The organism is Collinsella aerofaciens (assembly GCF_032584215.1).
In the GTDB taxonomy this organism is placed as follows: Bacteria; Actinomycetota; Coriobacteriia; order Coriobacteriales; family Coriobacteriaceae; genus Collinsella.
In genome coordinates this window covers 19,913-35,617 of sequence record NZ_JAWHPN010000001.1, presented here as the reverse complement: position 1 = coordinate 35,617, position 15,705 = coordinate 19,913, and the positions used below count along the sequence as shown (strand labels likewise).

Sequence of the window (15,705 nt, the reverse complement as noted above, 5' to 3'; positions counted from 1 at the left end):
TCACCCTTACTTAAACGTAACGTTAACATCGACATCGTCGCCGCATAGGGCTTTGACCTGTTTTTCGATCAGACCACGGGCTCTGTCATCAGATTCTTTGAGCATATTGCTCTCTTTGACCTTCTTGGTCTGCTCTTTCTTAGCCTGTTTCAACAAACCGTTCAGATCGTCTGTACTCACTTGATTCCAGTTCAGAAAACCATTGTCCTCAACATATTTCTTCAGTGTATTGGGGTCTGTTGAGAAAGAGGTGATTTCCAAGTGAGGCAATGTAACCTTTACGCTCTTGACCTCTGAGCTCTTGTCGTTCATATCAACCCGCTTGATTTCAGTCTTCACTTTATCGGCATTGATCCCGATGTCAGCCTTGCCGTCAATCGTTGCGACATATCGCTTAGACGTAAAGGGGTTTTCCCACCCAAGCGGATTCCCCGCTTCGTCAATTGAGAGCAGCTGCGTGAAGTTATATTCGTACGTCACGAGCTTTACGACCGGAGTAATCTCCTCACGAATCGAATCATCGGTGATCGTTGTGGGATTACGCGTCAAATACATCCAGATGCACCCGGCAGTCGCCACGGCTGTAACGGCCAGCAAACCGCCAAAGACAAGCTTTTGCGTTATTGTTGTAAACAAGTTAGTTTTTGCCATCCTGTTTCGCCTTTCTTTTATTAGCTCGACTTTTCCATCATCTTCCATCGTGCGCATGGCTGCACGAATCATTCTGTCAACGGCTTAATGCAAAACGTGACCGTTCGGAGAAAACGGTCGCGCTCTCTTTCCTATTCCCGCGAATTATTCCTTGACACTGTAACTCGATACTGTCGGTGCAACCCTCGAAGCGTCAACCTCGCTCATTACCTCAAACTTCACCTTCTCGCCAGGCGCCCAGGCGGATGTATCTGCGTAGCATTCTTCCGCCCTTACACCATCGGCATCGTAAAGGGCAACATTTAGAAAAACGTTTTCGAACGATATGTCGGAGGTGTTTTCGACGATTGCGGTGTACGTATAGAGGCCGTAGCCATCGTCACTTTTCTCAAAGGTCGCCGATGAGAGCAGACCGTTGATGGCCTCATCATTATGCGTCTTCTCCTCTACGGTCCTACCGTTCTTGATCAGCTCGTCAAACGCATCACGATACTCGTCATCGACCGTCAAGTCATACCGATCAACCAGTTTCTTAAGCTGTGCTGATCGTGCGTCGTAGGCCCTTTCCCATTCGTCGTAGTACTTGGGATCCGATTCCGCGTACTTCTTGACAACATCAAGCTGATTATCAAGCAGGTTGAGATAGGCGATGACGTCTTCTTGCATCTTAGTGTCTTTAAATGACGCCTTTTTGAGTTCTTTGTCGTTATCGACCTCGGTTTTAATTGCCTCTTTTCGCACTTTATTCGAGCCTAGATCAGCATCCTCTCCCAGTGAATCAAGGTAATCAGACCGCTTTTGATAGCCTTGAGCAATCACGGCCATTGCACGGTCGTCGGCATAATCAGGCTCATCGTTTTTCTTCTCGGCCTGCGAGCAGCCGCTCAGCAGAAGAGCCCCACAAAACACCGTCGCAAATAGCGCGATCGCCGCAGCTATCCCATAACGCCTTTTCATTTCGTCCTCCTTTAAATACAAAACAAAACACGATATCTAGCCACCTCGTCAAAAAGCAGACGAATTGGCAACGCGGTGGCACTATTTGGTTCTAGGGCGTGAACTGGATAATCATCGAGGGAAGGAGTGAGCTCTGTGCAATAAACTCCCCTCGTCAAAATGTCTAGCTAAAGAGGACGGGCAGACGGCGGACGGTCAAAACTGGTCGCGTCCGCCCGCCTCCAACGGTCGAACGTCGATGCGCTAACGTTCAAAAGCGCGGCGGCCTCTCGCCTCGTGACCTCACCCCCTTCATATGATCTGATGACATCGCGATAGCTATCTGGGCGTTCGAGTGCCGGCCTCCCAAATCTCACGCCACGCAGGCGCGCCGACGCGATACCCTCCGCCTGGCGCTGCTTGATGTTTTCGCGCTCTAGCTGCGCCACATAGCTCAAGATCTGAAGGACCAGATCCGCCATGAACGTTCCCGTGATGCCATCGGGCTGCTCGCGCGTATCGAGTAACGGCATATCAAGCACCACGATGGCAGCACGCCTATTCACCGTGATGCGTCGCCATTCATCGAGGACTTCACGATAATCGCGACCCAAACGGTCAATACTTTTGATTACGAGAACGTCACCCTCGCGCAACCTGCGAAGAAGACGCTGATATTGGGGGCGTCTAAAGTTCTTACCGCTTGCCTTGTCAGCGTAAATCCGACCCTGTTGGACGGGAAACCTTCCCAGTGCGTCCAACTGGCGATCCAAGTTCTGGTCTGCGGAAGAAACACGCGCATACCCAAAGATTCGATTGTCCATAATTGCCCCTATCGGCCGCCTCTTGGCAGCATCAGCTCAAGCGAGAGCCCACTCACTATAGGGCGTGCAAATTTCGCGAATGGGCTAAGGTCATTTTGGCCCTCAGACACAAGCTGTTCAAGCGCTACATCGATAACATGCTAGCTTTTAACAGCAATTAACTGCTTTTTACCAGAATTGGCTAGAAAAGAAAAGCGTGATGCTGACAGGCTTTGCCGGCATGAGACAAAGGAACTGTCCCTTTGTCTCATTCGGTTAGAGATAGCGGCCAGTGATGCTCTTGGAGTAGGCCGCGATGTCGCCCGGCGTGCCGGCGCAGACGACTCGCCCGCCCGCATCGCCACCGCCCGGGCCCATATCGATCACATAATCGGCATTACGGATAAGGTCGAGATCGTGTTCGATCACGATAACCGTGGCGCCCTTGGCGACGAGGCCGTCAAACACACCCAGCAACACCTGAACATCGAGCGGATGCAGGCCGATCGTGGGCTCGTCAAATACGAATACGGCATCGTCCTGCACGCGGCCCATCTCGCTCGCAAGCTTAAGACGCTGCGCCTCGCCGCCCGAAAGCGCCGGCGTGGGCTCACCGAGCGTGAGATAACCCAAGCCCAGGTCGTGCAAGGTCTGCAAGCGCGCCTGTACCTTTTTGAGTCCCAGCGTGGCGTCGAGGGCCTCGTCCACACTCATGTCCATGAGCTGCGGCAACGTCAGTAAGCTCCCGTCCCTGCCCTCACGATGGATATGCGAAGCCGCGTCTGCATAACGTGAGCCGCGACATGCCGGGCAGACGATCTCGACGTCGGGCAAAAACTGCACGTCGAGCGATATCGAACCCGTGCCATCGCACGTAGGGCAGCGCAGAGTGCCAGTGTTGTAGCTAAAGGCACCCGCCTTGTAACCGGCTGCCTTGGCCTCGGGCGTACGGGCGAAGGCGCGACGCAGCTCATCATGGATGTCGGCATAAGTTGCCACCGTCGAGCGCACGTTGGCGCCGATGGGCGTGGCGTCAATCAGGTTGGCGCGCGCGATGCCCTCGGCATCGACCCAACGCACGTGCCCGGGCAGGCGCTCGCCGGCTGCCTGCGCCTTGAGCGCCGGGATGAGCGTCTCGAGTACCAATGTCGTCTTGCCCGAACCCGAAACGCCCGTCACCGCGACGAGACGGCCGCGCGGGATATCGACTTCGAGCGGCTTGACGGTATGGATGGTATCGGTCGCCATGCGGATGTGGCCCTGGTCGAACATTTCGTCGTCAGTCACCTGCGGACGCAAACGCTTGGAGTCCGATCTCAAAAACGGCGCGATGCGGCTACCCTGCGATTGTTCGACCTCACCCACCGTACCGGCGGCGATCACATTGCCACCGCCCGCTCCGGCAACGGGACCCATCTCGACCAGATAGTCAGCTTCCGCCAGAACGCGCGTATCGTGGTCGACAACAACCACGGTGTTGCCGTCATCCACCAGGTCGCGCATCACGCCTACCAGGCCGTCGACATTGGCAGGATGCAAGCCGATCGAAGGCTCATCGAGTACATAAAGCACGCCCGTCGAGCGGTTGCGCACCACGCGGGCGAGCTGCACACGCTGGCGCTCACCCGTGGAGAGCGTGGCACCTGCGCGATCGAGTGAAAGGTAATCGAGACCCAGGTCGACCAGACGACGGGCCGCGCCCAAAAACGAATCGCAGATATCCGCTGCCATGGGCTGCATCTCGGCCGGCAAGGATGCGGGCACCCCGCGCACCCACTCAATCGCCTCACCCAGCGTCATGGCCGCGGCCTGCGCCAGATTGATACCGCGCACCTGGGGCTGGCGCGCAGCCTCGGAGAGGCGCGTGCCGCCGCAATCACGGCACGGGCCCTCGCGCAAAAAGCGTGCCACGCGTTTGAGGCCCTTATCGTCCTTAACCTTGGCGAGCGCGTTCTCGACCGTATAGACGGCGTTGTAATAGGTGAAGTCGAGCGGCGTGGCGCCCTCGCCGTTTTTGGGAACGTAGAGAATATGCTTCTTAACCGCCGGACCATGGAACACGATGTCGCGCTCTTGAGGCGTGAGCTGGTTAAACGGCACGTCGGTGCGCACGCCCATCTCGCCGGCCACCTGCTTCATCAGGTCCCACATGAGCGTGCCCCAGGGAAGCACTGCGCCTTCATTGATAGTCTTTGACTCGTCGGGCACCAGGCTCGCCTCGTCCACCTCGCGCATGACACCGGTGCCGCCGCAGGTAGGGCACGCACCGCCGCTATTGAAAGCCAAATCCTCGGCACTCGGCGCGTAGAACTCGCGGCCGCATGCGGGGCACGTGAGCGACAGGCCCGCAGCCACGTTAAGGCTCGGCTCCACGCGCGCCCCGCAATGCGGGCACACGTGATGGGCGCAACGGCTAAAGAGCAGGCGCAGACTATTGTTGAGCTCGGTCATGGTACCAAAGGTGGAACGCACGCCCGGCACGCTAGGGCGCTGATGCAATGCGAGCGCCGCCGGTACGTGCAGCACCTCGTCCACCTGGGCGTGCTCGGCCTGCGTCAGACGACGGCGGGTATAGGTGCTGAGCGCCTCCAGGTAACGGCGCGAGCCCTCGGCATAAAGAACTCCCAGCGCCAGCGAGCTCTTGCCCGAACCCGATACGCCGGCAATACCCACGAGCCTTCCCAGCGGAATATCGATATCGATGTCCTTAAGGTTATGGACGCGCGCACCACGCACCTCGATAGCCTGCGGGCTCATCTTCTGTTCCGTCACCTTTATCACCCTACTCATGCCATAAAATGCGATCGCGAATGTACTCGCCCAGCATGGGCACGGTAAACCGCACAAGGCCGTATCCGGCGGCCTCGATGACGCGCTCGCGAATCAGGCTTGCGCGATATTTACTCGCCCAGCTCTGGGTACGGTCGCAGCGCTCAATGATATCCGCCATGCGCGTCGGTTTGCCCTCGTCAACCGCCATGGCCTCGATAAAGAGGCGCTGTGGACTGCGCAGCCCGTAATACAGGGGCGCATCGACCGCTTCGTAGAACTCGGAGATGGCATCGGCGTAGCCAGCCTCGACATCGCACACTTCAATGACCTGCGAGCCACGCCGGACAGCAGAGCGCCACATGTAATATCCCACCAGCTGAACCATATAGGGATGCCCCATGCTCTTGTGTGCCGCAAGGTCCGCCGTCTCCGCGTCAACGCAAAGGCCAGCGTCTTTAACCGTCTGGATAAATGAATCGCGCACCTTGGGCAAAGATATCGCCCCCAGCGTACGCTGCTGGGCACGCCGCAAAAACGTCACGCTCGGCTCTTCGAGCAGATCGTCAACCATACTGGGTAAGCCGGCGAACACCAGCGCAAGACCGCGCTGGTCGCTATCGGACAAGCCCGTGGCATCCTGATCTCCGAGCACCTGCTGATAGAGAACGGCAAGAGCCGCCAGTTCCTCGATAGACGCAGATTGTGCCTCGTCAATCGCAAACAGTATGCCCTTGCCTGGACCGAGCTTCTTGAGGCGCTCGTTGACCAGCCCCCGTAGCGTCTCGCCCTTTGCCCGAGCCGCCTCGACCGAAATCCGACCAAACGACGGCCCAAACTCCATTGACGTCACAACGGGTTTATTCGAGCGAAGCGCGTCGGCCAGGCGATCGCACAAGCCAAGCGAAGCAGAATCGGAGACAACCGCCCATCCGCGCTCATTGGCTAGACGTTGCAGCTCCCGCAGGAGAACCGTCTTGCCGCAGCCGCGGTTTCCCGTAATGAGCATGAGCCCGCCCGGCGCTCCGGCGCCGTTATCGAGCCCTTCCTCGAAATCTTCGACGACCGACTCGCGACCGATGAGTATCGGAGGCCGCTTACCAGCTGTGGGCTTAAAGGGATTTGGATTCATATCGGCCTCCTCGGATTGGCAAACCCTGGTAACAGTTATACCAACTTATACTGAGTTATACCAATAGCATGTGACAAAGGGGCTGTCCCTTTGTCACATGTGGCCGAAAAACTCGGCGTCTGCTGCTCGCCAGGGACGGAAGGTGGCGGGATCGATCTTTACGTGCGCTGCGGCGGGCACGTCATACCATTTGACCGTGTAGCCGGCGCCGTGAGAGCAAAAGACCGAGTCGGGCGTGTTGGGCAGATCGGCCTCGGGCTCATAGGCGGCCGTCTCGATTACGCGCTCGGCATCATGGCAAGCCGCATAACCGGCGAACTCCAGGTACAGATGACCGCGCCCGCTCGTGTAGGCAGCCACCTCCAGCGCGTAATCCTGCACCTCGGATGCCGGCACGCGACCCACAAGCTTCGCTCGGTCTCCCGCCATCGTCGGCGGCTCGTACTCGGCACCCATGCGCGTGGCATCCGAGAGCGCCCGGCCCACGCACTCCCCCGGCACCTCGAGCTCAAAGTGGTACCACGGCTCCAGCAGCACCGCCGCGCCCGCCTCGCGCGCCTGCATCAAACCCTGGCGAATCGCGCGGTACGTGGCCTGGCGAAAATCGCCACCCTCGGTGTGTTTGGCATGCGCGCGGCCGCCCGTAAGCGTAATGCGCACATCGGTGATGGGCGAGCCGGTCAGCACGCCCAGGTGGTCGCGCTCCATGGCGTTGGTGAGTGCCAGACGCTGCCAGTTAAGATCGAGCTCGTCGGTCGAGGTCACGGTGCCAAACTGCACGCCCGAACCTGCTGGCAACGGCTCCAGGCGCAGATGCACCTCGGCATAGTGGCGCAGCGGCTCAAAGTGGCCCACGCCCTCGACCGGCTGCGAGATAGTCTCCTTATAGAGAATGCCGCCGGGCTCAAACCCAACCGTAAGACCAAAGCGATCGGCCAGCACCCGCTGCACGACCTCGAGTTGCACAACGCCCATCAACTGCAAATGAATCTGCTCAAGATGCGTATTCCAGCTCACGCCAAGCATGGGATCTTCGTCCGCCAACTCAGTCAGCGCTTTGAACACCGCATGGACGTCATGTTCGCCCGGCAGCACCGTATAGGTGAGGACTGGCGCAATGACGGGCGCATCGCCCGCGGGCTCCGCGCCCAGGGCGTCCCCTGGGCGAACGTACGCAAGACCCGTCACGGCGCAGATGCCGCCAGCAGCAACTTCCTGGGCAAGCTCGTATTTCTCACCGTTATAGATGCGCACCTGATCGACCTTCTGTTCCCATGCCTCGGCACCGGAACGTCCGTCAATCATCTGCTTGGTGCGCAGCATGCCGCCGGTCACTTTAACCCAAGCCAAGCGCTCGCCATGATCCCCGCGGCTGACACGATAGACGCGCGCAGCAAACTCCGGGAGCCACGCATGCTCACGCATCAGCGCGCATATGCCATCCAACAGCTTGTCCACACCCTGGTCCTTGAGCGCCGAGCCGGCAAAGCAGGGAAAGAGCTTGCGCTCAACAACCATGCGCGACAGCGTTGCGACGGAAAGCTCGCCCGCCTCGAGAAACTCCTCGAGCGCCGCCTCGTCCAACGCGGCAGCGTCCTCCCAGGCGGCACCGCCCGCCAGCAGCTCGCTGGCATCCAGGCAGCCTTCGGAAAGACGCTGCCCAAGCTGTGCCAGCAAAACATCGCGGCCGGGATTCTCCAAATCGATTTTGTTGATATAGATGAACGTCGGAATGTCATAGCGCGCAAGCAGGCGCCACAGGGTTTCGGTGTGCCCCTGCACGCCATCGTTAGCGCCCACAACTAAAATCGCGTAGTCGAGCGCGCGCAATGTGCGCTCCGCCTCGGCAGAAAAATCGACATGCCCGGGAGCATCCACGAGCATGACGTGAGTATCGCCGTGGTCGAGCACGGCCTGCGACGAGAAAATCGTGATACCGCGCTCACGCTCGATCGCGTTGGTGTCCAGATGCGAATCGCCATCGTCCACGCGGCCGCGCTTGCGAATGCGACCCGCGTTGAACAGCATGGCCTCGGCCAACGTGGTCTTGCCGGCATCGACATGCGCCAAGATTCCAACGACCGCTTGCTTCGACATGGCTCTCCTCTTATTACAAGCCCATCGCACGCGGCAACGGACGTTCACGCTCCACACTGGATGATACAATTTACGGGCCGGCGGGCGAAGCGGGCCCTATCCCCCGACCGAGCTCATCGCCCCGCGTTGCCGCGCGGCGATTTTCGTAGGTTCGCGCCTTGCGAAAGCCGGCACCTCCCCTTTTGTCTGCCCGGTCTCATCTGAGGCGGTAACAATGCGAGTCCCACAACGACGCGTTTTACCAAAAATGGCCCCACTCGGGGCCATTTTTTATTTGAGCTGGGTGACGATACGTGCCTTGGCTCCTACGCCTCGCGCAGCCAATCAAACGCGACACGCGGCGTACCGTCCGACACATATACGATACCGGCGCGCTTAAACCCGGCCTTGGCGATGACGCCCTGCATGGGCAAGTTGTCCTCGTGCGTGTCGATACGCAAGTGGCTGGCGTGCTCCTTGGCAAAGGCAAACATCGCTGCCGCGATACCGTGCACGGTGCCGTCGGATGCCACGCGATGTAGCACATGGTATGGAGCGTCGCTGCGCCAGGTGCCATCCTCAATGACGTCATAGCACTCGTCCGGACCCGGTAAAAAGGCAAACGTCGCCACCACGTGACCGTCGACTTCGCACACATAGCTGCCATCGGCGGCGATATCGGCAGCCAACTGCTCGGCCGAAGGCGTGCCCTCGGGCCACTGCGTGGCGTTGCCATGTGCGCGCATAAAGGCGCGGGCGGTGTCATAGATGGCCATGACGGCGGGAATGTCGGTATCGAGGGTTTTTCTGATCATCGCGCGGCGACCTCACGTTTATTGGTATCACTTTGATTGAGCAATGATACCAACGTATGGAGAGGGGCGCGAAGCAGATGGGGAGCAAAAAGCGAGCCGCCTGGTCAAAGGCAAAGAGCGAGTTTTTGGGCGCTGCCACCGGCGGCGATATGAGCGACCTGTTTGTGCGCGAGGACGAGCGCCGCGACGCCCTGGACGCCGAGCGCGATGAAGCCTGGCGCTACAAGTCGTGCGAGCGTAAAAACCGTTACGACACGCGCGCCGAGGCCGAGGCAGTTATGGCCGACTGCGAAAACCGCGGACGGCGCGGTTTGGCCTGCTACAAATGCGAATACTGTGGCGGGTGGCATCTGACGTCGCACCCTTGGAAATAGACCCCGCATCGGCACGGTGTTGACGGAGCGCCAACCATCGCACGCAAGCTACGGGCGCGGCGGCACCAAAACATCGTAGCGAACGGCCTTGCCCGCAAGTTGATAGCTCGGCTTAACGCCGGCAAGCAGCGGCCCCTTCACCGGCCGCTTGATAACGACCTTGCGTGGGCGCACCGCAAGCGCAGCTTCGGCCAGCGTTTCCTCATCGGCGCACGGCTGCTCCAAATGGTGCAAGAGCTGGAACTTCTTTTTGACCGCCGCGCTCTTGGTGCGCTCGGGAAACATGGGGTCCAGATACACCACGTCGGGAGCCGCGAGCTCGCCCCGCTCGATCAGCTCGGCCGTATGGCGAAGACCGGCAATGCTGTCCTCGCCCGCATGTAAGTGCATGCGCGCCACGGCGGCCGCAAGCGCCGGATCATCTGCCGCGCGATCCAGGGCATCCTGGAGGAGCGCCGCGATCACGCAATCCTGCTCATACAAATCGACCGCAAAACCCGCGGCAGCCAGCAGCAGCGAATCCTCGCCAAAGCCTGCTGTGGCATCAATCGCCCATGGTTGCTCGATGCCTTTTGTGCGCGCAGCCTTCACCAGTAGCTCTTGCTGCAGACGACCCTGCTTGAGCCGTGGAAGCATGCGGCCAAAATCGGCACGCAACTCCATCGTGCCGTCGGTGAGCGTAAGGCCCTCGGACGTCCGCACGAGCTCGAGCCCAGCAGCCCGAGCAACAGAAAAGGGATCGACGACGCCCATGGACACTCCTTAGCAAGCAAAACGAATACGTGAGCGCCACCTCAGTTGGCACCCAACCGTCCGCTATTGTCCCACACGCGACATGGTCCACAGCATCCCAATGCAAAGCACCGCCATCAATCCCGTGCACACGGCAGCGATCACAGAATCACCCATGCGCCTTCCCAACGACCGCGGCTCACGCACTTGCCCTGCTCCGTACATCATGGCTCCTCCTTCGGTCCAACTCTTACCATGGCCTCATCATCGCAGTGCCGCGCATACGCTGCCATCGATTTGACTTACGTCCAGCTTTCCTTTTTGAAAGGTTGGACCGTGCAGGCAAGAGACGCTTTCAAACGCATGCATCGCCCCGTTGAACTACAATGTGCTTCACGATATGTGCCGCAACCTGGGTGCGACAGATTCACCGCGCCCGCATCGAAAGGACCAGCTATGAGCGCCGCTCGCAAGACACTCAAAATCCTTGCCCTGATTTATTTTGTTCTGGGCATCGCCAGTCTCGTCATTGGAATCGCCGGCATCGCGACCGGCAAGCTCGAGTCCACCTACGGGTCGAACGCCATGCTCGCCGCGGCCGTGATTATCGCCAAGGGCCTCATCGATCTCGCCGCAGGTGTTGCGGGCATCAAGGGCGCCAACAAGCCCTCGCAGGTGGATGGCGCGTTTAAGCTCGGCATCGTTGCCGCACTCGCCACGATTGCGCAGGCCGTGCTCACGCTTCCCGCACTCGGCGGCAGCGCCGTCAATATCGGCGCCTTTGTCATCGTGGTCTACGACCTGTTCTTTGTTCAGCAGGCGCACGCCGTCAAGGCCGAGAACAAGGACCGCCTGTAAGCGCTCGCTTCTCATAGCCTCTGCAGCCAAGCAACTAAAAAGGGCCGATCGCGTATCTCCGCGGTCGGCCCTTTGCGTTTGCCCAGATAAAACCTGCCAAAATAAACCTGTCCCTTTTTGGCAGGTTGTTAGCGGTGGCGGTACTCGGCGATGATGAAGTCGATATCGGTCTGAAGGGTGTCCAGGTTTGCCAGGCGCTCTTTGTCGGCGGGACGCGTGCGGTAGTAGTACGGCGTCATCTGGAACACCGCTTCAATGTCGACCTGCGTCTGGAGCGTAATGTTCGCAGACACCCGCTGCGTTCCCACCAGCTCGAGCTCGGTTGTCTGCGGCAGCTTCTCATCGTTGAGATACGGTGTGTCGTAGAGCACCTCCTTGAGCCCAAACAAGTGCCGAGCACCCGGCACCACGGAATAGAGCGAGCCCTCTGGCGCCAGCACGCGGGCAAACTCGCGCTCGCTAAAGGGAGCGAAGAGCTCGGTCACCATATCGAAGGCGCCATCGGCCACGGGGATGTCCTTCATATTGGCCACAAAGTAGGTCGCATCGCCGCGCTTGGCGGCCAGGCGCACCATCTCCTTGCCCAGGTCGAAACCGTAAGCATCCACGTCCGGCACCGCGCCCATAGCGCTCGTGTAGTAGCCCTCGCCACAGCAAATATCGAGCAAGGTCATGGGGCCGCCCGTAGACGCCGCACGCTCAGACGCCTGCTCGCGCACCAGCTCGACCATCGCATCGCGCAACGGCGCGTAGTAGCCGCGGTTCAAAAAGTCGCGACGACTGCGCGCCTGCGACTTGGGATCGCCCATGGAGTCGCCGCTCTTGGACGAGCGCAGCAGATATAGATAGCCCTCGCGCGCACGGTCAAACCGGTGTCCGCCCGCGCATGCAGCACCGCGCTCGTCGTCCACCAACGGCTCATGGCAAACGGGACACAACAACATGGCAACTCCTTAGCGCGGACAACACAACGCCCACCATTGTCGCACGCCTTCCCCATCTAGTCATAGAAGAGACAAGGAGTGTCCCCAGCTGCCGGCAGAAAAGGAACGTCCCTAAGTGCCGACTAGTCGATTAGGAGTATCATCGTCTGCACAAATAAGCACGAATGAGCATGTTAGAGATTGAGAGCGCATGGCTGACACCGCATCTAAGCACATCGACATGACTACCGGCTCGCTGTGGCGCAATATTCCCCTGTTCGCCTTCCCCGTGGCTGCCACGAGCATCTTAGAGCAGCTGTCGAACCTCATCGCCACGGTCATCATCGGTAACTTCTCGGGCGACCAGGGAACCCTCGCCATGGCGGCGGTCGGCTCCAATGTTCCGCTTACCAGTCTTATGATCAACCTGTTTATTGGGCTGTCGCTTGGCTCCAATGTGGTCATCGCCAACGCCATCGGCCGCAACGATCAGAACATGGTCAAGCGCGCCGTCCATACCTCGATTCTGATGGCACTCGTGGGCTTTGTCGTCATCGCGCTGGGCGAGATCTTTGCCGAGCCCATGCTCGCCGCGCTCAACGTCCCTGACGAAACCATGCCGCTCGCATCGCTCTACCTGCGCGTCTTTTTGCTCAGCATGCCCTCGATCTTGCTCTACAACTTTGAGGCCGCAATCTTCCGCTCCGTCGGCATCACCCGCATGCCGCTGCAGGCGCTTGCCGTGTCCACCGTCCTCAACATTGGCCTGGACCTCATCTTTGTCCCCGTACTCCACTGGGGCGTCGCGGGCGTCGCTATCGCCACCGCCATCGCCTACACCGCCAGCGCCGCTACGCTCTTTATCCGCCTGCTCAAGACCGACTCTGTCGTCCGTGTCACCCCGCGCGACCTGGCCATCGACCCCGTCGCCCTCAAGCGCATCGTCAGAATAGGCCTGCCCGCCGGCATCCAAAGCGCTGTCTTTGCCGTCGCCAACATCATCATCCAGTCCGCCATCAACAGCCTGGGCACCGAGGTCATGGCGGCATCGAGCGCTGCCATGAGCTTGGAGTACGTGTGCTACAACCTGCTCAACAGCTTTAGCCAGGCCTGCACCACCTTTGTGGGACAAAACCACGGTGCCCGCCAGATCGACCGCTGCACCAAAACGCTCAAGGTCTGCCTGGTCGAAGGCGGTATCGTTGCGCTCACCACCATCGTCATCATCGTCGGTCTGGGGCGCGAGATCCTGGCGCTCTTTAACAGCGATCCCAACATCGTCTCGATCGGCTATATCCGCGTGTGCTCGATCTTCCCGGCATACGCCTTTAGCATGTTCTACGAAAACATGTCCGGTTACCTGCGCGGCTTTGGCATCTCGCTCATGCCCGCCCTCATCACCATGATCTGCGTCTGCGGCATCCGCTTCTATTGGGTGTTCTGCGTGTTCCCGAACTTCCGCACCTTTGCGAACATCATGATGGTCTACCCCATCAGCCTGGGCACCACGGCGTTCTTTATGGTCGTGGCGGTATTGCTCTGTCACCCGGCACGCACCTACCGTCTGACGCAAGCCAAGACCGGGACGCGCTAGACACATCCAACAAGGTGGCGCATCGGCAACTAGCTCACGATATGCGAGCTCATATAATCGATAAAGCGCCTCGTGGCGATAGGCATGGTGTCCCAGCTGCGCCAAGCCGCCACCACATCACGCGAGGGAGCGTGCACGATGGGGCGCACGCAAATATCAGCCTGCATGCCCTCGACGGTACGGCGGTAGAGCATGCTCACGCCAAGGCCTTCCTCCACCATCGCCATAATGGTGTAGTCGTCGGTAACCTCACTTGTCACGTGCGGCGACAGCCCATGCGCCGCAAATGCATCGAGCACCAGGCTCTGTTCACCCTCATCCAGCAGCACAAACGGCTCGGACGCTAGGTCGGCGAGTGTCACCTTTTCCTTTGCCGCCAGCGGATGCGTGGCCGGCAACAATGCTACCAACTCGTCGTGATAGACCACGCGCTTCTGGAGCCCCGCGGTAAATCCACGTGCCGTAAAGCAAAAGTCAACCATGCCATCGTGCACCCACTGGGCGTTGCGCGTGTAATCGCCCTGCTTGAGGGTAAAGTGCACGCCCGGATGCAGGGCCCCAAAGTCGCGGATCACGCGCGGCAACACGGTGCGGCTCACGTTGGTAAACGTCGCAATGCGAATGTCAGTCGACGAAAACCCCAGCAGCTCCTGGCGCTTGCCCTCAAGCTCAGCCTCGGCCGTTACGATCTGGCGCAGATACGGCAGGTACTGTTTGCCGTCGCGCGTAAGCGACACGCCCTGCTTGCCGCGCTCGATAATCGTGGTGCCCAACTCGCGCTCGAGCGCCTTGACAGCCTGGCTCACCGCACTTTGCGTATAGCCCAGCTCGTCGGCCGCACGTTTCAGGCTGCCGCAATCGACCACCATACATACAATCTGATATCGCGATGCCATCGTGCCTCCACATCGATGTAGCCGTAAAACGTTTTGCCAGCGCTTTTTCTAGCAACATTAGTATTTCTTAATCATACTGAAGATACATTCGCTTTACTACATCCACATCTGGGAGCAGAATCCTTTTTGCGAAACCGTTCTGTAACAAAAGGAGTCCCATGGATCGCAAAAAAGCAATCGCGCTCTCATTTTCCGTTCCCGTCGCATGGGGCTTTTCGTACCCCCTCATGAAGATCGGCATGGACAGCATGAACGCCACGAGCATCGTTGCGCTGCGCTGCATCATCGCCTTTGTGGCCTGCCTGCTGCTCTTCCACAAGCACGCGCTGCGCATTAACCGCGACCTGATGGTTCGCGCCGCCATCATCGGCGCCATCATGGCAACCGAGCTCACCTGCATGTGCTTGGGCTCCAGCCTTACCTCCGCCTCCACCGCCGGCTTTTTGCAGAGCCTGACGGTCGTGATCGTGCCGTTTGCCAACGCCGCCCTGCTGCGTCGCGCCCCCGAGCGCAAGGTACTCATCGGCACCGCCATCGTCACCTGCGGTATGCTGCTGCTCTCGGGTGCCGACTTTACCAGCCTGAATCCCGGCGCGATCATCATGCTGCTCTCCGCTTTTGTCTATGCCGGCCATATCATTGTGGCGAAGCGCTTTGTCGAAGATGTCGACCCGCTGGCTCTGGGCGTTTGGCAGCTGGGCTTTGGCGGCCTGTTCTCGGGCATCGCCGCATTTGCCTTTGGCGGCTTTACGCTTCCCAGCACGCCGAGCGAGGTCGCGGTCGTCGTCGCACTCGCGCTCATCTGCTCTGCCTATGGCTTTATCACCCAAACGCTCGTGCAGCCCCACGTGCCCGCCGAGACCACCGGCTTCGCCTTCTCGCTCGAGCCGGTCTGCTCCGCTGTCTTCTCGTTCTTTCTGGTCGGCGAGGTCCTGAGCCCCATCGCCTTCTTTGGCGCCGCCCTCATCCTCACCGGCGTGATGGTGGCAACCGTCGAGCTCCCGTGCCTTCGCTCGCAAGGACACGCTCACATGGCAGGAGCGACCGAGCGCGTCTCGTAGACCCCACTCTTCATACAGCCGCGGCATAAAGGCAATCGGTGCGCCTTTACAATAGATACCAACAGAGTATCTGCCATAAAGGAGC

Annotated in this window: 14 protein-coding genes; 4 read left to right on the top strand and 10 right to left on the bottom strand. The window is 59.5% G+C overall.

The annotated features are described in order from the left end of the window. Nucleotides 1–6: 6 nt before the first annotated feature. The 7 genes from RX395_RS00165 to RX395_RS00135 form a co-directional block, all read right to left on the bottom strand. Entirely contained in the window at nt 7–723 is a 717-nt protein-coding gene (locus tag RX395_RS00165; protein WP_316364581.1) for a DUF4230 domain-containing protein, read from the bottom strand. A 72-nt stretch (nt 724–795) separates the two neighbouring features. Further along, the gene (locus RX395_RS00160) at nt 796–1,608 is read right to left on the bottom strand and encodes an FxLYD domain-containing protein (RefSeq protein ID WP_118333956.1); all 813 of its coding nucleotides are present in this window, start codon (nt 1,606–1,608) and stop codon (nt 796–798) included. A 167-nt stretch (nt 1,609–1,775) separates the two neighbouring features. Then, a complete protein-coding gene (locus RX395_RS00155) occupies nt 1,776–2,411 on the bottom strand; it encodes a recombinase family protein (RefSeq protein WP_117778936.1) in 636 nt (211 codons plus the stop codon). Between the two features lie 255 nt (nt 2,412–2,666). Next, complete coding sequence (locus RX395_RS00150; protein WP_457921680.1) at nt 2,667–5,180, bottom strand: excinuclease ABC subunit UvrA; 2,514 nt, start codon at nt 5,178–5,180, stop codon at nt 2,667–2,669. Beyond that, nucleotides 5,173–6,291: an ATP-binding protein gene (locus tag RX395_RS00145; protein ID WP_316364576.1), complete on the bottom strand. Its 1,119-nt coding sequence runs from the start codon at nt 6,289–6,291 to the stop codon at nt 5,173–5,175. Before RX395_RS00145 ends, RX395_RS00150 begins: the two co-directional genes overlap by 8 nt. 93 nt (nt 6,292–6,384) lie before the next feature. Then, nucleotides 6,385–8,388 carry a translation factor GTPase family protein gene (locus tag RX395_RS00140; protein ID WP_316364574.1) on the bottom strand — a complete coding sequence of 668 codons (2,004 nt, stop codon included), beginning with the start codon at nt 8,386–8,388 and terminating at the stop codon, nt 6,385–6,387. Nucleotides 8,389–8,693: 305 nt separating this feature from the next. Next, complete coding sequence (locus RX395_RS00135) at nt 8,694–9,182, bottom strand: GNAT family N-acetyltransferase (protein ID WP_316364572.1); 489 nt, start codon at nt 9,180–9,182, stop codon at nt 8,694–8,696. A 77-nt stretch (nt 9,183–9,259) separates the two neighbouring features. Here RX395_RS00135 and RX395_RS00130 point away from each other — a divergent pair, with 77 nt between their 5' ends. Then, entirely contained in the window at nt 9,260–9,556 is a 297-nt protein-coding gene (locus RX395_RS00130; RefSeq protein WP_117776030.1) for a hypothetical protein, read from the top strand. 48 nt (nt 9,557–9,604) lie between these two features. On the opposite strand, the gene RX395_RS00125 is transcribed toward RX395_RS00130, so the two are convergent. Beyond that, a complete protein-coding gene (locus RX395_RS00125; RefSeq protein WP_316364570.1) occupies nt 9,605–10,309 on the bottom strand; it encodes a class I SAM-dependent methyltransferase in 705 nt (234 codons plus the stop codon). A gap of 435 nt (nt 10,310–10,744) precedes the next feature. On the opposite strand from RX395_RS00125, the gene RX395_RS00120 reads away from it, so the two are divergent. After that, nucleotides 10,745–11,146, top strand: a complete 402-nt coding sequence (locus tag RX395_RS00120) for a hypothetical protein (protein ID WP_273375992.1) — start codon at nt 10,745–10,747, stop codon at nt 11,144–11,146. A 128-nt stretch (nt 11,147–11,274) separates the two neighbouring features. Here the strand turns inward: RX395_RS00120 and RX395_RS00115 are convergent, their stop codons facing one another. After that, entirely contained in the window at nt 11,275–12,090 is an 816-nt protein-coding gene (locus RX395_RS00115) for a putative RNA methyltransferase (protein WP_316364568.1), read from the bottom strand. 190 nt (nt 12,091–12,280) lie between these two features. On the opposite strand from RX395_RS00115, the gene RX395_RS00110 reads away from it, so the two are divergent. Then, nucleotides 12,281–13,663, top strand: a complete 1,383-nt coding sequence (locus RX395_RS00110; protein WP_316364566.1) for an MATE family efflux transporter — start codon at nt 12,281–12,283, stop codon at nt 13,661–13,663. A gap of 29 nt (nt 13,664–13,692) precedes the next feature. Here RX395_RS00110 and RX395_RS00105 read toward each other — a convergent pair whose 3' ends face one another. Continuing rightward, a complete protein-coding gene (locus RX395_RS00105) occupies nt 13,693–14,559 on the bottom strand; it encodes a LysR family transcriptional regulator (protein ID WP_316364565.1) in 867 nt (288 codons plus the stop codon). A 158-nt stretch (nt 14,560–14,717) separates the two neighbouring features. Here RX395_RS00105 and RX395_RS00100 point away from each other — a divergent pair, with 158 nt between their 5' ends. Beyond that, complete coding sequence (locus tag RX395_RS00100) at nt 14,718–15,620, top strand: DMT family transporter (protein ID WP_117817266.1); 903 nt, start codon at nt 14,718–14,720, stop codon at nt 15,618–15,620. Nucleotides 15,621–15,705 lie beyond the last annotated feature (85 nt).